Source organism: Vibrio mytili, from assembly GCF_000830505.1.
Taxonomy (GTDB): domain Bacteria; phylum Pseudomonadota; class Gammaproteobacteria; order Enterobacterales; family Vibrionaceae; genus Vibrio; species Vibrio mytili.
In genome coordinates, this window is the sequence record NZ_JXOK01000013.1 from 23,397 (window position 1) to 48,775 (window position 25,379).

20 protein-coding genes are annotated in these 25,379 nt (G+C 45.3%); 5 read left to right on the plus strand and 15 right to left on the minus strand.

The genetic code is table 11. From position 1 onward, the window contains the following. Positions 1–16: 16 nt before the first annotated feature. The 4 genes from SU60_RS05655 to pilM are packed head-to-tail and all read right to left on the minus strand — an operon-like array spanning position 17 to position 2,689. Positions 17–532 (minus strand): pilus assembly protein PilP, encoded by a 516-nt coding sequence (locus SU60_RS05655; protein ID WP_041154712.1) that lies wholly within the window; start codon positions 530–532, stop codon positions 17–19. Then, positions 522–1,115 (minus strand): type IV pilus inner membrane component PilO, encoded by a 594-nt coding sequence (locus SU60_RS05660; RefSeq protein ID WP_041154713.1) that lies wholly within the window; start codon positions 1,113–1,115, stop codon positions 522–524. The genes SU60_RS05655 and SU60_RS05660 overlap by 11 nt, the downstream gene beginning before the upstream one ends. Then, positions 1,108–1,683, minus strand: coding sequence for a PilN domain-containing protein (locus SU60_RS05665; RefSeq protein ID WP_041154714.1), 576 nt, complete (start codon positions 1,681–1,683; stop codon positions 1,108–1,110). Before SU60_RS05665 ends, SU60_RS05660 begins: the two co-directional genes overlap by 8 nt. Continuing rightward, positions 1,673–2,689 (minus strand): type IV pilus assembly protein PilM, encoded by a 1,017-nt coding sequence (gene pilM, locus SU60_RS05670; protein ID WP_041154715.1) that lies wholly within the window; start codon positions 2,687–2,689, stop codon positions 1,673–1,675. Before pilM ends, SU60_RS05665 begins: the two co-directional genes overlap by 11 nt. 142 nt (positions 2,690–2,831) lie before the next feature. Here pilM and SU60_RS05675 point away from each other — a divergent pair, with 142 nt between their 5' ends. Next, the gene (locus SU60_RS05675; protein ID WP_041154716.1) at positions 2,832–5,402 is read left to right on the plus strand and encodes a penicillin-binding protein 1A; all 2,571 of its coding nucleotides are present in this window, start codon (positions 2,832–2,834) and stop codon (positions 5,400–5,402) included. Positions 5,403–5,495: 93 nt separating this feature from the next. Here the strand turns inward: SU60_RS05675 and oxyR are convergent, their stop codons facing one another. The 5 genes from oxyR to argC form a co-directional block, all read right to left on the minus strand. Next, positions 5,496–6,404 (minus strand): DNA-binding transcriptional regulator OxyR, encoded by a 909-nt coding sequence (gene oxyR, locus SU60_RS05680; RefSeq protein WP_041154717.1) that lies wholly within the window; start codon positions 6,402–6,404, stop codon positions 5,496–5,498. A gap of 367 nt (positions 6,405–6,771) precedes the next feature. After that, positions 6,772–8,646, minus strand: a complete 1,875-nt coding sequence (gene argH, locus SU60_RS05685; protein WP_041154718.1) for an argininosuccinate lyase — start codon at positions 8,644–8,646, stop codon at positions 6,772–6,774. 239 nt (positions 8,647–8,885) lie between these two features. Next, the gene (locus SU60_RS05690; RefSeq protein ID WP_041154719.1) at positions 8,886–10,100 is read right to left on the minus strand and encodes an argininosuccinate synthase; all 1,215 of its coding nucleotides are present in this window, start codon (positions 10,098–10,100) and stop codon (positions 8,886–8,888) included. A 108-nt stretch (positions 10,101–10,208) separates the two neighbouring features. Next, positions 10,209–11,000: an acetylglutamate kinase gene (gene argB / locus SU60_RS05695; RefSeq protein WP_041154720.1), complete on the minus strand. Its 792-nt coding sequence runs from the start codon at positions 10,998–11,000 to the stop codon at positions 10,209–10,211. A gap of 21 nt (positions 11,001–11,021) precedes the next feature. Next, on the minus strand, positions 11,022–12,026 hold the full coding sequence (gene argC, locus SU60_RS05700) for an N-acetyl-gamma-glutamyl-phosphate reductase (protein WP_041154721.1): 1,005 nt from the start codon (positions 12,024–12,026) through the stop codon (positions 11,022–11,024). Positions 12,027–12,171: 145 nt separating this feature from the next. Between argC and argE the strand changes: the two genes are divergently transcribed. The 3 genes from argE (at position 12,172) to SU60_RS05715 (ending at position 17,204) form a co-directional block, all read left to right on the plus strand. Then, entirely contained in the window at positions 12,172–13,308 is a 1,137-nt protein-coding gene (gene argE / locus SU60_RS05705; RefSeq protein ID WP_041154722.1) for an acetylornithine deacetylase, read from the plus strand. Between the two features lie 306 nt (positions 13,309–13,614). Beyond that, positions 13,615–16,248 (plus strand): phosphoenolpyruvate carboxylase, encoded by a 2,634-nt coding sequence (gene ppc / locus SU60_RS05710; RefSeq protein ID WP_041154723.1) that lies wholly within the window; start codon positions 13,615–13,617, stop codon positions 16,246–16,248. Between the two features lie 416 nt (positions 16,249–16,664). Next, the gene (locus SU60_RS05715) at positions 16,665–17,204 is read left to right on the plus strand and encodes a PadR family transcriptional regulator (RefSeq protein WP_041154724.1); all 540 of its coding nucleotides are present in this window, start codon (positions 16,665–16,667) and stop codon (positions 17,202–17,204) included. 241 nt (positions 17,205–17,445) lie between these two features. On the opposite strand, the gene metF is transcribed toward SU60_RS05715, so the two are convergent. The 3 genes from metF to SU60_RS05730 form a co-directional block, all read right to left on the minus strand. After that, complete coding sequence (metF, locus tag SU60_RS05720; RefSeq protein ID WP_041154725.1) at positions 17,446–18,342, minus strand: methylenetetrahydrofolate reductase; 897 nt, start codon at positions 18,340–18,342, stop codon at positions 17,446–17,448. Positions 18,343–18,582: 240 nt separating this feature from the next. After that, a complete protein-coding gene (locus tag SU60_RS05725) occupies positions 18,583–20,991 on the minus strand; it encodes a bifunctional aspartate kinase/homoserine dehydrogenase II (RefSeq protein ID WP_041154726.1) in 2,409 nt (802 codons plus the stop codon). Between the two features lie 12 nt (positions 20,992–21,003). Next, a complete protein-coding gene (locus SU60_RS05730) occupies positions 21,004–22,167 on the minus strand; it encodes an O-succinylhomoserine (thiol)-lyase (RefSeq protein ID WP_041154727.1) in 1,164 nt (387 codons plus the stop codon). A 225-nt stretch (positions 22,168–22,392) separates the two neighbouring features. On the opposite strand from SU60_RS05730, the gene metJ reads away from it, so the two are divergent. Continuing rightward, complete coding sequence (gene metJ / locus SU60_RS05735; RefSeq protein ID WP_041154728.1) at positions 22,393–22,710, plus strand: met regulon transcriptional regulator MetJ; 318 nt, start codon at positions 22,393–22,395, stop codon at positions 22,708–22,710. 119 nt (positions 22,711–22,829) lie between these two features. On the opposite strand, the gene SU60_RS05740 is transcribed toward metJ, so the two are convergent. From SU60_RS05740 to SU60_RS05750, 3 genes are all read right to left on the minus strand, one after another. Then, positions 22,830–24,107, minus strand: coding sequence for a malic enzyme-like NAD(P)-binding protein (locus SU60_RS05740; RefSeq protein ID WP_041154729.1), 1,278 nt, complete (start codon positions 24,105–24,107; stop codon positions 22,830–22,832). Positions 24,108–24,297: 190 nt separating this feature from the next. Continuing rightward, the gene (gene bfr, locus SU60_RS05745) at positions 24,298–24,774 is read right to left on the minus strand and encodes a bacterioferritin (RefSeq protein ID WP_041154730.1); all 477 of its coding nucleotides are present in this window, start codon (positions 24,772–24,774) and stop codon (positions 24,298–24,300) included. 96 nt (positions 24,775–24,870) lie between these two features. Continuing rightward, positions 24,871–25,056 carry a (2Fe-2S)-binding protein gene (locus tag SU60_RS05750; RefSeq protein WP_041154731.1) on the minus strand — a complete coding sequence of 62 codons (186 nt, stop codon included), beginning with the start codon at positions 25,054–25,056 and terminating at the stop codon, positions 24,871–24,873. Positions 25,057–25,379: the final 323 nt, after the last annotated feature.

The window sequence follows — 25,379 nt, forward strand, 5'->3', positions numbered from 1 at the left end:
AAAAAAATAAATGCAGCTATCTCAAAGCCAACTTAACTTTACGCTTTTGCCAGCAGCCCAAACCATCCGGCAACGTTTCATTGATCAGTAAATAGTTATGGCTAACGTGGGTAACCTTGCCGTTGTTACGTCCAAGGTATTGACCGGGTTTTACTTTATAAACCGTGCCATTTGGCGCTTGGACAAGTCCAGACACCGTATTGCCCATGCCCATCACACCTTTTAGACGTAATTGGTTTAATGGAAATTTTTCTAACTTACCCGTTCGCTTCCTCGAGGGTGGCTGCCAACAATCTTCTCTGGCGACGGGTTGAGTAGCGATAGTTGCCTCTTGTGGAAGCTCGAAAGGTTCACGTAGTACTTTCGGGTCGTAGGCAACAGCGACATACTGCTCTGCAGGTTTCAGCTTTTCGACGTCACGTCGAGCCTGATTCTCTACATTATTGATATAGTCAGTCAGTGAGTCATCATTGGCTTGGCATCCAATAAGTAGCGCACCAGTCAGAGCCATCAGCAAAGATCTATTTTTCATCTTTCTTTTCCTCTGGCTTGAACTGGTAAGTATTCGCTCGCACCCGGAAATGCAGAGTTTCACTTTCCTGACTCACCCTCTGCCAAGTCACATCTTTGAATGTGATAATACGAGGCAATGTAGCAATAGCCTGTGAAAATCGACCAATATCGTGAAAGCTTCCAGTTAGCTCGATATTCAAGGGCAGACGATATAAAAACTGCTCAGACTGCTTTTCCCCCCAATCAATACGGGTGAACGTTAGTTTGTTGTCGATACCTAACTCATTGACTGAAGCCAGCATAGTCGCAAGCTCTTTCTGTGCGGGGAGTTGCTGTAATAACAATTCATAGCGTGTCGTCAGCTCATCTAACTGAGATTGAAGTTGAGGCAAGGCGGCGACTTTGTTGGCTTTTATTCGTAATGCGACTTTTAGGGTTTCTTCTTGCTGAATTAGATGGTTCAGGCGATCGTCCTTGGGTTGCAAATAAAACCAGTACCCAGCACCTTGCAGTATCGCAAACAGTAAGAACACCACCATAAGCTGAGGGACCAAGGGCCACTCCGCCATTTCATCCATTTCTAGCTCTTGCCAATCAGCCATGATGTGCCTCCTTTGCTTGCGTTGTATCTTTAAACATGAAGGACACCTTGAAAGTCTGGAACTCTTTACCAAAGCGGGCTTTACCGTGAACAATAGAGTGCATCTCTACATCCATTAGCTTGGCCGATCGCTCCATATTATCAAGCATGGTGGCCAAGCGAGGTGTGCTGTCCGATATACCTGCAATTTCTATTTCAAGATCGTTCATTTTGATCTTGTCGACATATACACCTGCAGGGATAACCGACGGCATAAGGTTCATAAATTCCGTGGTTTTATTACGACCGTTTTGCAACCCTTCTACCACTTTTAAGCGCGCTAAGATTTTGCTGTGCTCTTGCTCTGCGATTTTCATGGCTTCAATTCGTTGGTCGAGTTCCGCAATGTACTGCGTAAGATAATCGAGACGACTTTGTTGCTGTTCTTGCTGGTACTCATAAAACTTGCCAACGCCCCATTGAACAGCGACGGCACAAAATAGACCTAAGATCACCATTCCAACAAAACGACGTCGGTGTGCTTCCCTTTTGTTGTCTCTCCAGGGCAGCAAGTTAATGTTATAAAGCACGTTCACCTCCTAACCAGCGAATGCCTCTTATGGCCAAACCTGCCGCTGCAGAAAAATGGTGCCAATCCACGGCTTTGCGCTTACGCTTGGACACTTTCATCTCAAACAGTCCAAGTGGATTGAGCAGTTCACACTCGATCGCCAGTTGATGTGATAACTCTTCTGCCAACATTGGGGTCGCCGCCCCTTCTCCTGATAGCCAGATTCCTTTAATGTTTTGTTCACCATTCATGGAGGTGTACAACTGGATCTGACGCTTAACACGCTCAGCCATCTGGCGATTGAACCGCTCGGTTTGCAGTTGTTCATTTTCATCAAGCGGCTCGCTTGGAATAGCGGGCTGTAAATGGTTAGCAGAACTAGAGCAGGCAAACTCTTTGTGGAACAGCTCGCCTTTTTTAGTAAACATGGTGAAAGAGCTGGCCGTTGTTCCGACATCCAGCAAAGCATATTGCCTTTTGTCAGGAAAACGCTCAGACACTAATTGCCAGATATTTCCTAAGCTTTGAGAGTGCACATCTACCAATACCGGGTTTAGACCTGACTTTTGTAAAACATGAATTCGGTCCTCGACCACTTCTTTGCGGGTTGCAAAGACTTGATAACTGTTTGACCCACGCAACCCTTCCTCTCCGGTTAGGAGGATAAAATCCAAGCTCAGTTCTTCGACAGGGAAAGGGGACTGGTGCGAAAACGCCTGCACAACAGCAAACTCAATTTCATGCTCTTCAAGCTTTTGATCAATTTGTAATTTCTTACTGATAACCGAACTATCAGGTACCGATACCGCCACTTTTGTTGCTAAAAAAGGAAGCTCTTTTTTCAATTTCTTGAGGGTCTTTACAATTTCTTGATGATTTATGGTGTTCTTTTCAGCGACAATACCCTCTTTAAGTAATATTTCTTTGTAGCCCAACAAGGCATAATTGTCCTCGTTTGGGCTAAGTACGACGGCTTTGATGCTGTTATGACTGATGTCTAAGCCGGTAACGATTAATCTATTCATCTCTACTCTCGCTCCGAAATTTCTTCGTGCAAAGGTTGTTATTAGCACCCAAATAAGAGTTAATATCTCTATGTGCTAAATTTTTAATCTAAGAGTACAAGGGTTTGCCGTTACACAGCCTCAACCAATCAGGGATTCTCCGGTGAAGTTCATAAAGCGTTTATTATTATTAACATTGATTTGCATAATTCTTGGAGTCACCACTATTTTTGGCTTCTACCAATATGTGAAGACAGAATTGCCAGATGTTGCAACTCTAAAAGACGTTGAATTACAAACACCTATGACGGTGTACAGTCAAGATGGGAAGCTGATCGCACAGTTCGGCGAAAAGCGTCGTATTCCTGTTGCTTACGAAGAAATTCCTCAAGACTTAATTCACGCTCTGATCGCAACCGAAGATAGTCGTTTTTACGAACATCCAGGTATCGATCCGATTGGTATTACGCGAGCGGCTGTCGTCGTTGCGCTGTCCGGCTCCGCAAAGCAAGGGGCAAGTACCATCACGCAGCAGTTAGCGCGTAACTTTTTCTTGTCCAACGAGAAAAAGCTGATGCGTAAAATTAAAGAGATATTTATTGCTATCCGTATTGAACAGCTGCTTACCAAGCAAGAAATCATGGAGCTCTATGTCAATAAAATCTTCCTTGGTTATCGCTCTTATGGGTTCGGTGCTGCTGCTCAAGTCTACTTTGGTAAACAAATTGACGAATTGACTTTGAGTGAGATTGCGACATTGGCTGGTATGCCAAAGGCGCCATCAACCATGAACCCTATCTATTCTCTTGAGCGAGCTACCGCGCGTCGCAACGTGGTGCTCATGCGTATGCTTGATGAAAACTACATTACGCAAGAGCAGTACGAAGAAGCTCGTAGTGAAACGATAGAGGCGCATTACCACAGTGCAAAGATTGAACTGTCTGCACCTTATGTGGCTGAGCTCGCTCGTTCTTGGGCGGTGAAGGAATACGGTGAAGAGCATGCCTATACCTCAGGTTTGAATATCTACATGACAGTAGACTCTAAGCTGCAAGACGCCGCGAACAACTCGGCCGTCAACAACTTATTGGCCTATGATGAGCGCCACGGCTTCCGCGGTCCAGAAAGCGTATTGTGGAAATCAGGTGAAACCGCTTGGGATACCGAGCAAATAGAAAAGCACCTTAAAAAACAACCAACCTATGGCCGCCTATTGCCAGCAGTAGTCACAAAAGTAGACGGTAAAACTGCACAGGTTTGGGTGAAAAATCATCAAGAGCAAACCATACCGTGGTCAGGACTCAACTGGGCACGTAAATACATCAGTTCCGAGCGTCAAGGTTATGCGCCAAAATCAGCGCAAGAAATTATTGCAGCCGGTGAGCAAGTTTGGGTTCGTCAACTGAGTAGTTCTGATAAAGATGGAAATACGACCCAAGAGTGGAAATTAAGCCAAGTACCAACTGCAAACACAGCATTTGTTGCTATGGACCCTGAAAATGGTGCCATTCTGTCTCTCGTCGGTGGTTTTAACTTTGTTCACAGTAAATTTAACCGTGCAACCATGGCGGTGCGCCAAGTCGGATCCAGTATCAAACCGTTCATTTACTCAGCGGCTCTGGATAAAGGTCTGACATTAGCGTCGCTGATAAACGACGCACCAATTAACAAATGGGATCCAGGTTCAGGTTCTGCATGGCGACCAAAGAACTCACCACCAACCTATGGCGGTCCAACTCGTGTGCGCATTGGCTTGGCTCAATCGAAAAACGTGATGGCTGTTCGTACTTTACGTGAAGTAGGGTTAGATGAAACTCGACAATACTTAACGCGCTTTGGCTTTGACATCAATCACGTACCTCGCTCAGAAACCATCGCGCTTGGTGCCGGGAGCTTAACACCTCTTAAAGTTGCTCAAGGCTACTCAGTGTTTGCAAATGGTGGCTATTATGTCGAGCCGTTCTACATTGCTCGAGTTGAAAATAGTTTTGGTGACGTATTGTTTGAAGCGAACCCTAAAACCATCTGCCAACAAAACTGTCCGCAAATGGCGAAGAAATATGAAGGAAATCGCTTTGCTGATGAATTTGGAGAGCACGATGTCGCTATCCAGCGCCCTGCGACAGACAACGCGGTTGAGAACCAAGAAAATCACTACGCACCACAAGTCATTTCCGAAGCCAATGCATTCTTAATGCGTGAAATGATGTACAGCAACGTATGGGGAGGCGGTAGTTGGCGTGACGGTACAGGCTGGAACGGAACAGGCTGGCGAGCACAAAAACTTGAACGTCGTGATATCGGTGGTAAAACCGGCACCACCAATGACTCAAGAGATACTTGGTACAATGGCTACGGACCGGGCATCGTGGCTATTGCATGGGTTGGCTTTGATGACCACTCCCGTACGCTTGGTCGCAGCTCAGTGAACACGAATTTAGGTAAAGGGCAAATCTCTGGCGCTGAATCTGGCGCTAAAACCGCGCAACCAGCTTGGATTGATTTCATGAAAGTCGCGCTAGCAGACAAGCCAGAACAACCCAAACACATACCAGACAACATCGTGCAAGTTCGTATTGATCGTGATAGCGGGATGTTAACGAACAAGTCTGATGGTTCGTCCATGTTGGAATACTTCGAGGAAGGCACTGAGCCAACCGAATACTCAGGCAGCTTCCTAGAGGATACGATTTACTCCAATGGCACAGGAGGCGCATCAGAAGAGCTCTTCTAAGCGACTAACTAAGCAAAACATAAACAAGACAAGGGGAGCCTAAATGGCTCCCCTTATTTATGATTGATATATGCTTAGATAAAACCTTTATCTTTAGTTTGCCACAGTCACTGACGACGACGCCAAAATAGCCTTAATTGTTTCTGCCAAGGATTCAAACCTTTTACGTAGTGGTGAACCAGGACGGTAAACAAGTACAATTCGACGCGAAGGTGTTGGATTTACCGCAGGAATATAGCAAACGCCGTCCTTTTGTTTCTCAAGTGGCAGTGAGAGCTGTGGTAGCAACGTAATTCCGCCACCTGCTGCGACCATATTACGCAGTGTTTCCAAACTTGTGGCTTTAAAACGTTCATCATCTTTTGCGCCAGCAGCAAAGCAAAAACCTAACGCTTGATCACGCAAACAGTGTCCGTCGCCCAAAGCCAGCACCGTCTTACCTTTTAACGCCTGCATGTCGACTTGCTCGAATGATGCCCACTCGTGATCACATGGTACCGCCACACTTAGCGGTTCGTTATACACATCAATTTCTTTAAATGGCTCAGTTTCTGCGACAGAGGCCAACACCAAACAATCCAATTTCCCTTCTTCCAACTGACTCACTAACTGATGAGTTTGAGCCTCATGCAGAAAGAGTTCGAGTTCCGGAAACTCTTGCTTTAGCTTTGGTAGAATCTTAGGCAGAAGGTAAGGACCAACAGTAGGAATAAAACCGATATGCAGTGGTCCTGTCATTGCGCCATTCTGCCCACTGGCCATATCTTTAAATATTTTCACTTCACTCAAAATGCGTTTTGCTTGCTCGACCAACTGCAACCCCGAGTCAGTAAACAATACGCGACGACTATTACGCTCGAGTAGCGCAGTTCCCAGCTCATCTTCTAACTTACGAATTTGCCCACTGAGCGTCGGCTGACTAACAAAGCAGGCTTCTGCTGCCTTACGAAAATGTTTGTGTTCAGCAAGTGATACCAAGTACTCAAAGTCCCGAATATTCATAACTCATAGTTCACTTATGTTGGTGATAGTTAAGATCTATCAAAACAATAACACTATACGATTACAGCTATCAAAATTATTTACAATTCAGCAAGTACCGATGAAAACATATCAACGACTATACCAATCACAGTAATTCGGCAAACTGGCGGGAAGCGGGGGAACAAGTGAGAAGAAGTAGAAAAACGACAGAAAGAAAAAAGCCCCAAAAACAACTTTGTTTTGGGGCTCTCTTAGATTCATCTAAGAAAAAGCAGTGGTACTTAAATAGACCCTGCTTCCTCTGAAAGGTTCCAAATTTTTTCGTTCTTTTTAGCAAACGCTGATATACGTAAATATCTCATTGAAAGCGAATAAGAACACTTAACTAGGCAACATTGCTTTTTTGGATCAAGGTTTCCATCAAGTTGATCTCGAGCGCTACCTCATCACACGCATGTTGACGAGGACACTGGTCGCAATCTTTAAGTACTTTCTCCGGCAGTAATGACTTCGATGTCGGTAAGAAACTTTGCTTCATAAAGAACTCTGGTGTACGAGTCAATACAAAGACTTTTTTAATCGCCATTTGACGCGCTTTATCAACTAAGTAGTTAACGATAGCGCTGCCTTGACCTTGACCTTGCCACCCCGCCTCTATGCCGAGAGATCGAATTTCAGCCAATCCAGAATCATACACGTATAACGAAGCGCAACCCGTTACCTCTCCATGATGCTCTGCAACGGCAAATGAGCCAATGTCTCGAACGAGCTCATTGCGAGAACGCGGCAAGTTTTCACCTAAGTTGGCCCAGTAAGCAACCATGCCTTCGAGTGTTTCGATATCCGTCAACCGTGCTGGGCGCACCTTCACGGCAGAACTGTCACGCTGAATGAGACGTTTATCCGCTTGGTCAACAGCATACGCTACCTGTTGAGGAGACACGCCCCCTAACGCACAACGTTTTTCGAGACAAGACTCGATGGTCAGAATCTCATACACATCGTCTTCAATAACATCTGAAAAGACTTTTAACTCTTGTAGAGACAGCTCTTCCAACGCGCAACCCTTATCAATTGCACCGACAACTGCGACACCAACAATATGGTGCGCTTCACGGAATGGAATGCCTTTCGCCACTAGGTAATCCGCCAACTCAGTTGCGTTTGCATACCCCTGCTTCGCCGCTTCTAGTGTACGCTCGCTGTTGACTTTAATACCATCAAAGCAGAGTGCAGCCATCTCCATGCAGTCGTTCCAAGTATCTAATGCGTCAAACAAGCCTTCTTTGTCTTCTTGCATGTCTTTGTTGTAGGCAAGTGGTAACGCTTTGACTGTCATCATCATCGCCGATAGCGCACCGTAAACACGGCCTGTTTTACCACGGATCAATTCAAGCGCATCGGGGTTTTTCTTTTGAGGCATTAACGAAGAGCCTGACGTCACCGTATCTGCTAGTTCAATGAAATTGGACTCTCCTGAGTTGTAGAAAATCATGTCTTCTGCCAAACGGGATAAATGCAGCATTGAAATGGATGCTATCGACATAAGCTCCATGACATGATCACGATCCGACACCGAATCAAGAGAGTTGCGTGTCGCGCGGTGGAAACCAAGGTTATGCGCTAGCTTCTCACGATCCATTGGATAGGCAGTACCTGCAAGCGCACCTGATCCCAAAGGACAAGTATCTAGACGTTGCAGCGCATCGCTCAAGCGAGAATGGTCACGCTCAAACATTTCAACGTAAGCCAAGCACCAGTGTGCGAAGGTCACTGGTTGAGCACGCTGCAAGTGAGTATAACCAGGTAATACTGTGGTTTGGTGTTGCTTGGCGACATGAACCATTTGCGATTGCAGACGGTCTAAAGCAATCAATAACTGCTGACCTTGCTGACGACACCAAAGCTTAAGGTCAGTCGCCACTTGGTCGTTACGTGAACGGCCAGTGTGAAGCTTTTTACCTAAATCGCCTACTTTACCAATCAATTGTTGCTCAACCCAAGAGTGGATATCCTCTGCATCAGAGCGCAGGATCTGATGTGGGTCTTCCATCACTTCAAGTTTCAGCTCATTTAAGGCAAGCTCAAGCTTTTGCTGCTCTTCTGATGTTAATACATCTACTGAAAGCAGTGCTTTAGACCACGCAATTGAGCCAACGATATCTTGCTCAGCCAATCGGTAATCGAAACGCAACGAATCGTTGAATTCTTTGAATCTGGTATCTGCCGCTTGGGTAAATCTTCCGCCCCATAATGCCATTGCGTTTCTCCTGGTGACTATTGCTTACTCTAAAGTGCTTCAATTAGTGACAACTAAATTAATAGTAATTTACTTTATAGGCCAACATTACGGTAACTTGAGACAAAAATAAAGTATAAATTCAATTTTTTTACATATTTATTCACGAAAATATCATCTTCAACGCGACTTCATGCCTTAAAAACAAAAAGGCCTGCCACTATGAATGGCAGACCTTTCTTAAATGCGTCGAAATCGATTTATTTCTTTTGGCTATTCAAAGCACGGATGCGGCTTGATAGCGAGTAAAGGCGAATGAAACCACCAGCATGGCTTTGGTCGTAAACTTCATCTTCACCAAAGGTAGCAAACTCTTCAGAGTAAAGGCTGTTATCAGAACGTTTTTGCGTCACTGTTGCTTGACCTTTGTACAGTTTAACCACAACTTCACCATTCACGTCCTGAGCCAGCTCTTCAGAAGCCGCTAAGATAGATTTACATAGTGGTGTGAACCAACGACCGTCGTATACAAGGTGAGAAGCTTTTAGGCCCAACTCTTCACGGAACTCAAATGACGCTTTATCCAGTACCAATTGCTCAACAGCACGCAGGGCTTCCATCATGATAGTGCCTCCCGGAGTTTCATAACAACCACGAGACTTCATACCGACTAAACGGTTCTCAACGATGTCGATACGACCAACGCCGTGTTTAACACCTTTCTCGTTCAGCGTTACCAACGCATCATAAGGAGACAACGCTTCACCATCAACCTCGACAATCGCGCCTTTCTCGACTTTTAACGTCACGTACTCAGCTTCGTTTGGTGCTTGCTCAGGATCGACAGTCCATGCCCAGCAATCTTCGTTTGGAGCATTCCAAGTGTCTTCTAGCACGCCACCCTCTGTAGAGATATGCCATGCGTTTGCATCACGTGAATAAATTTTAGTAAGAGAAGCCGTACAAGGGATATTACGCTCAGCAAGATAATCTAGGCATTGCTCACGGCTCACTAGGTCCCATTCACGCCAAGGTGCAATAACGTGTAGGTCCGGTGCAAGTGCAGCAAACGCACCTTCGAAACGTACTTGGTCATTACCTTTACCCGTACAGCCATGGCAAAGCGCGTCCGCGCCGACTTGACGAGCGACTTCAACCTGCGCTTTCGCAATGATTGGACGCGCCATAGAAGTACCTAATAAGTATTTACCTTCGTAGTACGCTCCAGTTTTTAACGTTGGGTAAATGTATTCCGCGACCATCTCTTCTTTCAGGTCAGCGATATAACATTCAGATGCACCTGATGCTTTCGCTTTCTCTTCAATCCCTTCTAGCTCTTCAGCGCCCTGACCTACATCGGCGACGAATGCGACAACTTCACAGTCATAGTTTTCTTTTAACCACGGGATAATAACTGAAGTATCTAGACCGCCAGAGTATGCGACTACCACTTTATTTACGTTCACTTTGCTCATTTTCTTTCTCCAAACTTAACTGGCTCTGCTCTTGGCGGTCAGTGCCAACTACTTTAAATATTTAATTCTTAGACGGTTTTTGCGATTCGTTTCGTTTTTCAATTCGGTTTATTTCGGCAAAAACTGTGTTCCAATACTTTGACCAGCAAATAGCTGTACCAGCTTTTCTGGGTAGCGCCAGGTTGCCACCTCGATAGGACGACCAAGATCATTGGCAGCCTCCAACGCAGCTTTAACTTTGACGATCATGCCGTCAGTAATCACGTGCCCTTCGATCAGTGCGTTCGCTTCTTTTTCTGACAAACTTTTGAGCAGATGACCTTTGCCATCTAACACGCCACTCACATCAGACAATAAGACCAGTTCCGCATCCAATGCTCCCGCGACCGCCACAGCTGCTTGGTCCGCATTGACATTCATCATCTGGCCTTCGTTAGTCAAACCGATAGAACTGATGATAGGAAGTGCACCGGTGTTCAATATCGCTTGCAATAGTGTCGCATCACCTGGTGAGGCTTTGCCGACCGCACCCAGTTCAGGGTCCAGCTCCTCAACTTGGCAAAGGCCACCATCAGCCAAGCTCAAGCCGACTGCATTTAACCCGTTAGCAATCGCTTGTCCTTGCAGTAATTTGTTCGCCGTACCCGCTAATGCACCAGCAATAACAGGGATTTGGTCGTACGGTGTAACTCGCAGACCATGTTTCTTTACGGTTTTGAGCTGTAACTTCGTCATCAACTCATCAACCAAATAGCCACCGCCATGAACGATGGCGATTTGTCGCTGCGCAGAGTCTTGATAGGCCACGATGGCACTAAATAACTGGCTCAAGGTTTTTGTGCAAGATAAAGCTGCACCGCCTAGCTTAATGACTAATGGAGCTTGATTGGTTTGCGTCATTGCTTATCCCTCTATCAACGACTACAGCAACGCTGTCAGTTCTGGGTAACCGTAATGAATATTTAAACATTGCATCGCTTGACTCGATGCCCCTTTAAGTAAGTTATCAATGGCTGAAATCACGATGATGTGCTCGCCCTGAACCTTCCAGCCGATATCGCAGAAAGGCGTATTCTCAACATCTTGAATGCGTGGGATACCTGCGCCTTTTAAGCGCACCGCAGGCTTATCTTGGTATGCTTGTTCAAACGCTTGATAGACTTGCTCTTCCGTCGCACCCGGCGCCAACTTCATCGTGATCGTCGCAAGAATGCCACGTTTGAAGTTGCCTAGATGCGGCGTAAAAATCACATCACAACCTAAGTGTTGTGCAATTTCTGGTTGGTGACGGTGAGTAAATACACCGTAAGGCTGCAAACTCACTTCACAGAAGCTGTTGGTCATAGACGCTTTTCTGCCCGCGCCCGACACACCGCTGGTGGCGTTAATCACTGGCCACTGATTGTTATCCACTAACCCGGCTTCTAATAAAGGCTTGATTGCCAGTTGGGATGCGGTTGGGTAGCACCCTGCAACAGCAACGAGTGGGGTTGTTTTAATCGCTTCTGCATTCCACTCAGCTAAGCCATATACAGCTTTATCCAGCCATTGACTAAACTGGTGCTTGAAGCCATAAAATGTGTCATAGAATCCTTCACTTTGAACGCGGAATGCACCCGATAGGTCGAATACCTGACAACCAGCCTCTAGAAAAATAGGCGCAAGATCATGGCTAACTTCATGTGCGGTCGCCAAAAATACGACGTCTGATTCCTGAGCTACTTTCTTAGGGTCAGTTAACGGGCTGACTGGCATGTCAATGATGCTAGCGAGCTTACCGTGTAGCTGTGCGATATCTTTTCCAGCATCGACACTGTTGGCGGAAACGTATAAACCTGCTAGCGTAAGGTTTGGGTGTTTGTTAACCATTAACGCTAACTCTGCTCCGGTGTAACCGCTGGCTCCGATAATCGTGGTTTTTAGCATGCTATGACATCCATCTTTTTTAGTGCTCAAAATGACTATTCATATTTAATTTACGCTTTATTTTGATTTTTTATTCATTAAATATGAGTTAATATGTGTTTTACAGTTTTGTGCTCGGTCTGTCAACAGGAGATTTGAAGATTCCATGCAATTACCAACGTTTCTAGAAGTCTATGAAGGGCTCATCAGCACTTCATCCATCAGCTCTACTGATCCAAGCTGGGATCAAGGCAACGCAAAAGTTATCGAGAAATTGGCGTCTTGGTTTAAAGATCTGGGTTTCACTGTTGACGTAATAGAAGTTGAACCCGGAAAGCACAATATGATCGCCCGAATGGGAGAAGGAGAAGGTGGCCTATTATTGTCAGGTCATAGTGATACAGTACCTTTCGACCAAGGACGATGGAACTTTGATCCGCATAAACTAACCGAGAAGGACAATCGCTTTTACGGTCTGGGTACTGCTGATATGAAAGGGTTCTTTGCCTTTATATATGAAGCCGTAAAAAAAGTGGATTGGAGCAAACAAACCAAGCCGCTTTATGTGCTTGCAACCTGCGATGAAGAAACCACCATGTTGGGTGCTAAGCACTTCACCGAAAATACGCCATTCAAACCGGATTACTGCATCATTGGCGAACCCACCAGCTTGGTGCCCATTCGCGGACATAAGGGCCACGTGGCGAATGCAATTCGAGTCACGGGCAAATCCGGGCACTCTTCGGATCCAGCACTTGGCGTCAACGCCATTGAAATCATGTATGAAGTCATGTTCGCGATGATGAAACTGCGCGACAAGTTGGTAAAAGATTATCACCATCCAGGATTTGCTATTCCAAATCCAACGATGAACTTGGGCCATATTCATGGTGGTGACAGTGCTAACCGAATTTGTGGGTGTTGCGAATTGCACTATGACGTACGTCCGTTGCCAGGCATTAGCTTAGATGGATTAGAGAACATGTTGCGCGCTGCGCTAAAAGAAGTAGAAGCCAAATGGCCAGGTCGTATTGAAGTGGTTCCGCTGCATGATTCCGTTCCGGGTTATGAGTGCCAACATGATCATCCATTCATTGGTGACGTAGAAACGATCTGTCAAACCCCTTCAAATACCGTGAACTACTGTACAGAGGCGCCATTTTTACAACAACTGTGTCCAACCTTAGTTCTTGGTCCAGGCTCAATTGACCAAGCCCATCAACCTGACGAATTCCTTGCTTTTGATTTTATTGACCCGACCATAGATATTTTATCGAAAGCAATGGTCAAATACTGTTGTTAGCGGCAAGGTTGCTGTTGTGAGCCTCAGGTGATGACCAGTAACGACAATATTAGTGCAGCTCCGATGAGCTGCACTGGTGTAAATGACAACATCTGTTTACTCATGCTTAACACCACTTTAACTCGCTATTTTGTAATAAATTTTCACTTCTGACACCAATTACGTCGAATTTTTGTTCTAAGTCAGTTGATAGTTGGAATAATGACAAAGTTAGTGTTCTTTATTTGACTATAACTAGTGCTTTTCGCTAGATTGGTATCTTAACAAGGAAAATGGATGTAGTTTTTTTACGAGGCAGGACGACAAATGAACGAGAAATACGCCGCACTGAAAAGCAATGTGCGCATGTTAGGCCACTTACTGGGTAATACCATCCGTGATGCCCACGGCGAAGAAATCTTCGAGAAAGTGGAAACAATTCGTAAACTATCCAAATCAGCCCAGGCAGGGAATCAAGCAGACAAAGACAGCTTGATAGAAGAAATAAAACATTTACCTGATGAGCAATTAACGCCAGTCACCCGCGCGTTTAACCAATTTCTAAACTTGACTAATATCGCAGAGCAATACCAAACCATTTCACGCCACTGTGAAGAGCACATCTGTGAACCGGATGCAATCAGCTCGTTGTTCTCTAAATTAGTACAAAACGATGTCAGCAAGTTAGACACCGCACAAGCGGTACGCGATCTCAATATCGAATTGGTACTGACTGCTCATCCAACAGAAATCACTCGACGCACAATGATCAATAAACTGGTCAAAATCAACGAGTGTTTGTCAAAACTTGAACTAAGCGACTTGTCCTCTAAAGAGCGCAAGAAAACAGAACGTCGCTTAGAACAACTTATCGCACAGAGCTGGCATTCCGATGTCATTCGTCAGCAACGACCAACCCCGCTTGATGAAGCAAAATGGGGATTTGCAGTTGTAGAAAACTCGCTATGGGAAGCCGTACCTGAATTTCTGCGTGAAATGAACGATCGCCTGGAATCATACCTCGGTGAAGGTTTACCCATTGACGCTCGCCCAGTCCACTTCTCTTCGTGGATGGGTGGTGACCGCGATGGCAACCCGTTTGTCACTCATTCGATTACACGTGAAGTATTACTACTATCTCGCTGGAAAGCAGCCGACCTGTATCTGAATGATATCAACGATCTTATCAGCGAATTGTCGATGACCGTGTGTAACGATGACGTTCGTGCGCTTGCCGGTGAAGACCAACATGAACCATATCGCGCGATTCTAAAACAGCTGCGTACCCTTCTGACCGATACCAAAGATATTCTAGATGCTAAGATCAACGGTCAAAAACTGGCAGTAAAAGCACCTCTGCAAAAAGCAGAACAATTGTGGGATCCGCTCTTAGCCTGTTACCAATCGTTGCATGAGTGCGGTATGGGCGTGATTGCTGATGGTTCATTATTAGATACACTGCGCCGAGTAAAAGCATTCGGTGTGCACCTTGTTCGCCTAGACATCCGCCAAGAAAGTACCCGCCATGCCGACGTACTGTCCGAGTTAACTCGATACCTTGGCATTGGTGACTACGAGCAATGGAGTGAACAAGACAAAATTGCATTTTTAACTAACGAATTGGCCTCAAAGCGCCCGTTATTACCACGAGACTGGGAGCCTTCAGAACCCGTTCAAGAAGTACTCGATACCTGTAAGATCATTGCCGCGCAATCTCGTGATGCATTTGGCGCTTACGTTATTTCGATGGCACGTACGGCATCCGATGTCCTTGCGGTACACTTGCTACTGCAAGAAGCCGGGTGTCCATATCGCATGGATGTATGTCCACTGTTTGAAACCCTGGAAGATTTAAATAATGCTGAATCCGTCATCAAGCAGTTGATGGATATCGACTTGTATCGTGGTTTCATTCAAAACCATCAAATGGTCATGATTGGCTACTCGGATTCAGCCAAAGATGCTGGCGTTATGTCTGCAGGCTGGGCTCAATACCATGCAATGGAATCGTTAGTTAAGGTTGCGGAAGCAGAAGGCGTCGAATTAACACTATTCCACGGCCGTGGGGGGACGGTAGGCCGCGGGGGAGCACCGGCACATGCTGCACTACTGTCTCAGCCGCCGCAAAGCCTAAAAGGTGGATTACGCGTAACTGAGCAAGGCGAAATGATTCGCTTTAAACTCGGGCTACCAGAGGTTGCCGTAAACAGCTTTAACTTGTACGCCAGTGCAATCCTTGAAGCAAACCTCCTACCGCCACCGGAACCTAAGCAAGAATGGCGCGATCTAATGGAAGTGCTTTCTGAAGTAAGCTGTGAAGCATACCGCAATGTAGTACGCGGTGAGCCGGATTTTGTCCCTTACTTCCGCCAAGCGACACCAGAACTCGAGCTAGGTAAACTGCCACTAGGCTCTCGTCCTGCGAAACGTAACCCTAAAGGTGGGGTAGAAAGCTTACGAGCGATTCCTTGGATTTTCTCATGGAGCCAAAACCGATTGGTATTACCCGCTTGGTTAGGTGCCGGTGAAGCAATCCAGTTTTCTATCGACAAAGGTCACCAAGCGCTACTCGAAGAGATGTGTCGTGAATGGCCATTCTTCTCTACTCGCCTTGGCATGTTAGAGATGGTTTACTCGAAATGTAATATAGATATCGCTCGTTACTACGACTTGCGTCTTGTGGACGAATCCCTTCGTCCGCTTGGTGAAAGACTGCGTGCTCAACTACAGCAAGATATCAAAGCCGTTCTAAACGTAGAAAACAATGAGAACCTTATGCAGCACGACCCGTGGGGCATGGAGTCGATTCGCCTACGTAATATCTACGTAGAGCCATTGAATATGCTGCAAGCGGAGTTATTGTACCGTACTCGTCAAACGGAAGAGGCTTCTGCAACACTAGAAGAAGCACTGATGGTAACCATTGCTGGTATCGCGGCAGGTATGCGTAATACAGGTTAATACGTATTATCGAAGAGATACTTTGAACACAAGGCCGAGCAACTGCTCGGCTTTTTTATCCATCACAAAAAGATAAACTAACCAGAATAAAACAAAAAGTAACAAAAAATCAGCATAAACCACTACAACCAAACACTAATGAGTATTATGTTAGTTTTTTAGCGGAATTTGTTCCCACTATTCCACTTCATGCTTATTATTTATATACTACTCGCTTGTTGAGAGCGCATTAAACCAATCATATTTGCTCCAACATTGATGGGACTCTCCCATCTCTAGGTGATAAACGGCTTTAAGGTGACAGGACCAACATTGTTGGTGCTACTTGTACAACTAAAAAACGCAAGTGCCAGCAAGAGCACAGCTGAAAGTATAAGTAGCTTGTTTACAAGTTTATTGACCATTGGATTAAAGACATGTCATTACCACACGTAATCTTAACTGTTCTTAGCACTCGCGACGCAACTGGTTACGATATCACTAAAGAATTCTCAGCCAGCATCGGTTACTTCTGGAAAGCTAGCCACCAGCAAGTTTATCGTGAACTCAATAAAATGGCTGAGAAGGAGCTGGTTACTTGCGTATTAGAACCGCAAGAAGGCAAACCAGATCGTAAGGTGTACTCCATCACTGACGCTGGCCGTAGCGCGCTAGGAGAATGGTTTGACCAACCAACTGCACACCCAACCGTTCGTGATGAATTCTCGGCGAAGTTGATGGCCTGCTCTGTTCAGCCTGCAGCACCGTTCCGTGAGCAACTGGCTGAGCTTGTAGAAGAGTCTCGCAAATTGGTTTCTCACTACAAAGAAATTGAAGCAGCCTACTACGCTACGCCTTCAACACTGGATAAACAAGCACGTCTGGAACGCCTAACACTGCGCCGTAACCTACTGTTGCGTGAAACGTGGATTACCTGGGCAGAAGAAGTGCTGACTGAGCTTGAAGTCATCGGTTAATTATTATACCAATCGTAGTAAATAACTGGGCATTCTAGCTTGTTAAAATACTCGATAACTTCGTTGCAATTTTTGATTGTAGAATAACTACTTATCGGAAAATAGCGCCTTGTTCTCAAGCATTTTTCCTACGCTATTTCTGATCACTTATTTACTGTGATTGGTATTATTGATTGACGAGTTTGAATATAACGAAAAAAGCTTGCCGAATGGCAAGCTTTTTTATTCGCTCTTATTAGGATTACACAGCAGATTGAGGACGCACACCCAGTGTGTGACATAACGCATAGGTCATTTCAGCACGGTTCAATGTGTAAAAATGGAAGTCTTTTACCCCTTCGCGACTTAACACTCGTACCATATCAATCGCTTGACTTGCACCGACAAGCTGACGCGTAACCGGATCATCATCTAAGCCTTCAAACTGACGACTCATCCAGCCAGGAACTTTGACATGGTTTTGCGCAGCAAATCGAGACGCTTGTTTAAAGTTCGACACTGGGAGTATTCCCGGAACAATTTCGACATCAATGCCCGCTGCAACACAACGGTCACGAAAACGCAGGTAAGACTCTACATCAAAGAAAAACTGGGTAATCGCACGGTTTGCACCAGCATCAACTTTACGTTTCAGGTTGAGCAAATCAGCTTGTGCACTTTTCGCTTCTGGGTGAACTTCAGGAAATGCGGCAACAGAGATATCGAAATCATGGCGGGACTTCAGCAACTCAACCAGATCTGAGGCATACATCTCAGGCGCACCGCCACCTGGTGGAATGTCACCACGAAGTGCAACGATGTTTTCGATGCCATTGTTCCAGTAATCATCAGCAATATTAATCAACTCTTCACGCGAAGCGTCAATGCACGTTAAATGTGGCGCGGCGACCAAACCTGTTTTAGTTTTGATCTCTTTAATAATGGAGTGAGTTCTGTCTCGCTCACCAGAGTTTGCACCATAAGTGACGGAAACAAACTTAGGCTGTAGGGTTTTAAGACGCTGTACTGAGTTCCACAGAGTTTCTTCCATCTTTTCACTGCTAGGCGGAAAAAACTCGAATGAAACATTAATGTTATCTGACAACTCAGCAATATTCTGGTTTAGAGCGTCAATATGACCTGCGTGCGTGTAACCCATCTTACTCTCCATGTGGCACTGCGCCACCAAATCAAATTTCAAAATCGACGTTTAGACGTCTATATGTCCACAGAATGTATTGAATACGATTTAATGTCAACCTTGTAAATATGAATATTTTTCATACTGACGATGAGGATAACTCAAGTTCAAACTTAAACCATCATCGGTATTAACAATGACACAACCACATAAAAAAAACCTCAGAACATGTCCGAGGTTTTAGCTAGTACAAAAACGTTATAACAACCCTGCAAGTCGATTTAAATCCGATTGAATCGCCCCTGCTGTCACTTCCCGCCCTGCACCAGGACCACGAATAACCAGCGGGTTATCTTTATACCATTTACTCTCAATGGCGAAGATATTGTCACACGGCAACAAGTTAGCAAGCGCATGCTCACGTGGTAATGCTTCTATCCCGACGGTCGCTTTGCCACCTTTTTGCAGACGAGCTACATAGCGGAGTACCTGATCGTTCTTTTGTGCTTTGGTTAAACGCTCTTGCAGCGTTTCACTCAATAACACACCATTGTCGAAGAACTCATCCACCCCCAGTGTTCGCAGCTCCTCTGGCACAAGCGACTCGACCTTGACACTCTCAGGTTCAATGGACAGTCCTGACTCTCGAGCCAAGATCACCAATTTACGCATCACATCAGAACCATCTAGATCAGAGCGAGGATCTGGCTCCGTTAAGCCTTGCTGCCATGCTAAATCGACCAATTCGTTAAATGGTACTGAACCATCAAATTGTTGGAACAACCAAGAAAGCGTGCCAGAGAAAATACCTGACAACGCCACAATTTCATCACCACTTTCACGCAGATCACGTACTGTATGGTTAATAGGTAACCCTGCGCCGACGGTTGCGTTGTATAACCAATGACGGCCGATTTTAGCAAACGCATCCTGTACCTGATGGTAGTAATGACTGTCGGCAGACCCCGCGACTTTATTTGCGGAAATCAAATGGATGCCCTGCTGAGCAATCTCGACGTAGCTATTCGCCAGTTCTTTACTCGCAGTGACATCAAGAACTACCGCTTCATCGTAATTCTGTAAACCACCCAGACGAGTCAGCCAAGCACCATTATTGGTAATCCCCTCTTCGTCGAATCGTTCCGAGACAGTCGCAGCATCGATGCCTTGGTCATCAAACCAATAAGTCTGACTATCAATCACAGCGACCAACTCAAAGCTCAATCCATAACGTCTTTCAAGCTCGCCCTTTTGTGTCGCAAACAAACTTAACCAGCTCGAACCAATATTGCCCTTACCACACAGTGCGACGGCAACTCGCTTTTGGGCTTGGAATAACTGACTATGGATAGACTGAACTAACGGTTCTGTATCTGCACGGCGCAATACCGCAACCAGACTAAGACCCGATTCGGTCTCAGAAATAAACTCTATTGGTGCATGCTTCAATTTCTGATAAAAACCAAAACAGTGATTAGCATTCTTCGTCACACCAGCGCCAACCGCAGCGACTAAGGAGTAACCTTCCTTCAACTTAATTTCAGCTTCAATGGCCAATTCTTGTAGGTACTTTAACGCACCACCGGCGATTTCTGCGGTGTACGCTAGGCGTAATGTGTGTTGATCTGATTGCGCTTCAAAAGCCAAAGGTTCTAATTGAGCACGCTGCAAAGCACTAAGCACATGACTTTGCGTCTTTTCAAAATCGTGGCCTTGAACAAACGACAGCTGCACCAACAGCACTTCATCCAAAGAGGTAATGATCTTGGCCCCGCGTCCAGAGGCTAACACTCGCTCAATACGTGTCGAGCCAGATTCTGGCTGATAACTACACTTCAGGTTCAGATCCATGGTGCTCTGAGCCACGGGTTGAAGGGTTCGACTGTGCAAAACAGGAGCGGCCAAGCGAGCAAGCTCACTTGCTTCATCTAATCGTAGCAATGGTAACAAGCACGCATCTGCGACCAATCGAGGATCAGCACTATATACCCCTGCCACATCACTCCATATAGTGACGGTCGTCACTTCCGCTAAAGCACCAATGACGGTCGCCGAGTAATCGGACCCATTACGACCAAGCAGAACCGTTTCGCCTGCATCATTTTGTGCCATAAAGCCGGTGATAATAACTCGTTTTTGACTATGCTGAGCCAAGGCCTCTTTGAGCAATGGGTAAGAGCTGGCACGATCCACTTCAGGTTGCGTACCCGTTTCTGCACGTAAGAATGCGCGCGCATCTTGCGCGACTGCTGGCAATTGATGCTGAGATAATAACGCGGCCAATAAGCGAGAAGACCACACCTCTCCGTGCCCCAACACCGCAGCTTGCTCTGCAGCAGTCAATGGCGCAGTTAACTCTGCCAAAGTACTGAATTCATCTTGAAGTAATGCCAATAACTGAGTTTGGACCTCACCCTCAAGTAGTGACTCAATTAATCCGGTTTGGAACTGTCTGAGGGCTTGAAGCGCTTCATGCGCTATACGACCATCTTTGTTTAAACCGTCTAAGAACTCGATCAATCGATTGGTGGTTTTTCCTGCTGCTGAGACCACAACCAGATCGTTTTCTGCTGAATATTCTCTAAGAATCCCGACTACACGCAGATAGCATTCCGGATCGGCAAGGCTGCTACCGCCAAACTTGTGTAGCTGACGTTGTACGGTCATGAATGTCGTCTCCTAAGGTTGTAACGCTTTATTGAAGGCTTGTTCTAAATCGTTAATCAGATCTTGCGCGTCTTCAAGTCCGACAGAGAGTCGCAGTAGTTGCTGAGATACACCGGCTTCTTCCAGAGCGGCTTCACCCATTGCACGGTGTGTCATTGACGCAGGATGACAAATTAAACTCTCAACACCACCAAGTGACTCAGCAAGAGAGAATAATTGTAGCTCTTTAACAAAAACTTTGAGTTGCTCAAACGAACCGCCAAACTCAAAGCTCAACATAGAGCCGAAACCTGATTGCTGCTTCTTGGCAATTTCATGGCCCGGGTGATCCGGCAAGCTTGGGTGATAAATTTTTGCCACTAATGCCTGTTTTTGCAAGTAATCAAGGATTTGCTGAGAGCTCTCTTCGTGCACTCGCATACGAGCGCCCAGTGTACGTAATCCTCTAAGGGTCATATAACTATCGAATGGTGTCCCCGTAGCACCAATACAGTTCCCCCACCACGCTAATTCCTCTGCATGCTCTTGCGTTTTAGTAATGATCACCCCACCAATCACATCCGAGTGGCCGTTGATGTATTTTGTTGTAGAGTGGATGACAAAGTCGGCGCCGAGCTCTAACGGCTTCTGGTACACAGGAGTCAAAAACGTATTATCAACCGCGACTAAGGCTCCAACTTGTTTGGCTTTTTCGCAGACTAAAGCAATATCAACCACGCGAACCAATGGGTTCGATGGTGTTTCTAACAAAATAAGCTTAGGTTTTTGCTGCAGTGCAGCATCAAGTGCTTGTTCATCCGTTTGATCGACAAACAACACGTTGAAATCGCCTTTGTTAGCACGAGTATTAAACAACCGGTAAGTGCCGCCATAGCAATCATTCGGCGCAACAATAAGATCATCAGGGCCAACAAAGGCTGAAACCCATAAATTCAAAGCAGATGTACCACAATTGGTGATCACTGCTCCTTTGCCCGACTCTAATTCAGACAGAGCCGTTTCCAGCAAACCACGGTTCGGGTTCCCAGAGCGGGTGTAATCATACTTTGGTACTTCACCAAATGCGGGGAAGCCGTAATTCGTCGAGAGGTAGATTGGTGGAACAACAGCACGATATTGGCTGTCAGATTCGATACCAGTGCGTACAGCAATGGTCGACGGCTTTCGGGTGCTCATGGAGATATCCTTTCACAGGTGATGACTTATGCATAGGAATGCGCTATATCTAACTAATCGAATATAACCAAATGATACGCTTTCCTTACTATCCTCTCACTTTACTCGTCAAAAAATAGGACGTCAACACTTCTAGACGTCTATATGTCTTTGCTTATGGCAGTAAATGCAGCTAAAATCAGCTCCTCTATTATTTTTAATCGATTATTAAAACGAAGGTACGCAATGGCTGACTGGAATGGCGAATACATTAGCCCTTATGCTGAGCATGGAAAGAAAAGCGAGCAAGTAAAAAAAATTACTGTGTCTATCCCGCTAAAAGTGTTAAAAGTGCTAACTGATGAGCGCACCCGCCGTCAGATCAATAACTTACGCCATGCGACGAATAGCGAATTGCTCTGCGAAGCATTCCTCCATGCGTATACAGGCCAGCCACTTCCAACCGATGAAGACCTTCGTAAAGATCGCCCAGACGATATCCCAGCAGAAGTAAAAGCGCTAATGACAGAAATGGGGATAGAATTTGAGTCATTTGACGACTGAGTAATTTGAGAGCCAACTGAATCCAAAAGTGATGATTTCGTTGATAGTGCTGAAAGAATGACATAAAAAATGGGACACCGCGGTGTCCCATTTTTTGTACATCAATTTATCAAGGATAGTTACTCTGCCATGTAATTTTCTGGCATTTCAATACGAGCTACCCCAGAATCCACCGCGGCTTGAGCAACAGCTTTAGCCACACGCGGCAACAGTCGAGCATCCATTGGTTTAGGAATGATGTAATCTGAGCCAAATACCAGTTTGTCGACCCCCGCGGCTTTGAGCACTGAGTCTGGTACTGGCTCTTTGGCTAATTGACGAATCGCTTCGACCGCCGCTAACTTCATTTCATCATTGATTTCACTTGCACGGACGTCCAAAGCACCACGGAAAATAAACGGGAAGCACAGTACATTGTTGACTTGGTTAGGGTAATCACTACGTCCAGTACCCATAATCAAGTCACCACGCACTTCATGAGCAAGCTCCGGCTTAATTTCAGGATCTGGGTTTGAACAAGCAAAGACAATCGGCTTATCCGCCATCAACTTAAGGGCATCCGCTGGTAACAAGTTAGGTCCAGATACGCCTAAGAACAAATCTGCACCTTCGATAACATCTTCTAACGTACGCTTATCCGTGTTGTTGGCAAATAGCTGTTTATATTCATTTAAGTCATCACGTCGCGTGTGAATGACGCCTTTACGGTCGAGCATGTAGATTTTTTCACGCATCGCGCCACATTTAATCAACAGCTCCATACAAGCGACTGCCGCTGCCCCAGCTCCCAAGCAAACGATCACGGAATCTTCTAATTTCTTTCCTTGTAACTCGATCGCATTCAGCATACCTGCTGCAGTAACAATGGCCGTGCCATGTTGATCATCATGAAATACAGGCACGTCACAACGCTCTATAAGGCGCTTTTCAATCTCAAAACAGTCCGGTGCTTTAATGTCTTCTAGATTGATACCACCAAAAGTATCCGCGATACTCGCAACGGTATTCACAAATTCGTCCGTCGTACGGTGTTTCACTTCGATATCAATCGAATCTAAACCCGCAAAACGTTTAAAAAGTAAAGCTTTACCTTCCATCACTGGCTTGGAAGCCAGTGGGCCAAGATTGCCCAGTCCAAGAATTGCTGTACCATTAGAAATCACGGCAACCATATTACCTTTCGCAGTGTACTTATAGACATTCTCAGGGTTTTGTGCGATTTCTCGTACTGGCTCTGCGACTCCAGGACTATAAGCCAACGCAAGATCACCAGCTGTCTCGGCGGGTTTAGTCAGCTCGACAGCAATTTTCCCTGGGGTCGGGTATGCATGGTAATCCAGCGCGTCTTGGCGTTGTTGTTCTTCTGGTGTTAATGCGGGGCTATTGTCTTCGGACATGGAGGGTTCTCTTTTTTCTTTTTAGGGTAAGGGGGAAATGAATTCTATAAGATAGCGATAAATCTTCAAAGATAAGATTGTAGGTAAAATTAATAAACTTTTGACACTCAAATCAGAAACACCCAACGAGTTACGTCAAGTATTTCTGAATCCTTTCGTATGTATTTCAATCTAGCCCAAAGGCTCGAAGTTATTCTTCGTCAACGTATTGTGCTTGTAGATAGTTTTCGATCCCCGTCATTTGAATTAAGCCCAATTGAGTTTCAAGCCAATCGACATGTTCTTCTTCGTCTTCAAGAATCGTTTGAAATAAATCACGTGATACATAATCCCGAATATCTTCAGAGTAAGCGATGGCATCTTTGAGATCCGGAATCGCCGCCATCTCTAACTTCAAATCACACTCCAACATCTCTTTGGTGTCTTCTCCAATCATCAGCTTGCCGAGATCTTGCAGGTTAGGTAACCCCTCTAAAAAAAGAATGCGTTCGATGAGGTGATCAGCGTGTTTCATTTCATCTATCGACTCATGATACTCCTTGTCCGCAAGGTGCTTTAACCCCCAATCTTTGTACATACGGGCATGAAGAAAATATTGGTTTATCGCGACGAGCTCGTTGCCAAGCACTTTATTGAGATGTTGAATAATGATTGGATCGCCTTTCATGGGCTACTCCCTCCTCTTTTGGACTTCATATAAATGTAGAAGCAAATGAGAAGGTGTCAAAAGGCGCAGCCGTATAGTACCTTATTGTTACGTTACTCAGCTGGCTTGTTTTAGTTCGATGCTGTGTTCAGCTAAAATTTCTTTGGCTTGTTTAATGCACTTACCACACTGACTACCAAGTGCAGTACATCGCTTTATTCCTCGAATATCCGTGATGCCTTCATCTATCGCTAGCTTCTTAATCTTCTTGTCAGAAACACCATGACAAAGACATACAAACATAACCCAAACCCCATAAGATTGAACGTTGACACACAATATAAACAGGAATAGTTCTCGTTACCAGTCGTATTGCAAGATCAAGTAAGAACATTTAGTTATATTAATTTTTAATCGACAGAGAATGATCAATCACTTAGAAATAAGAGAGTCAATGAGGTGAGGAAAAGGCTATTAATAGATTGTTTTATAAAACAAACAGTTCACGCTCTTTATTTTTGCTTATAACAAAATAAAATCGTTAAACAGAAGATACAAAAAAGGGAAGCCTAAGCTTCCCTTTCTAATGTGTGCTTTCTTCATAAAGAAGAGTGCAGACTTCGTTT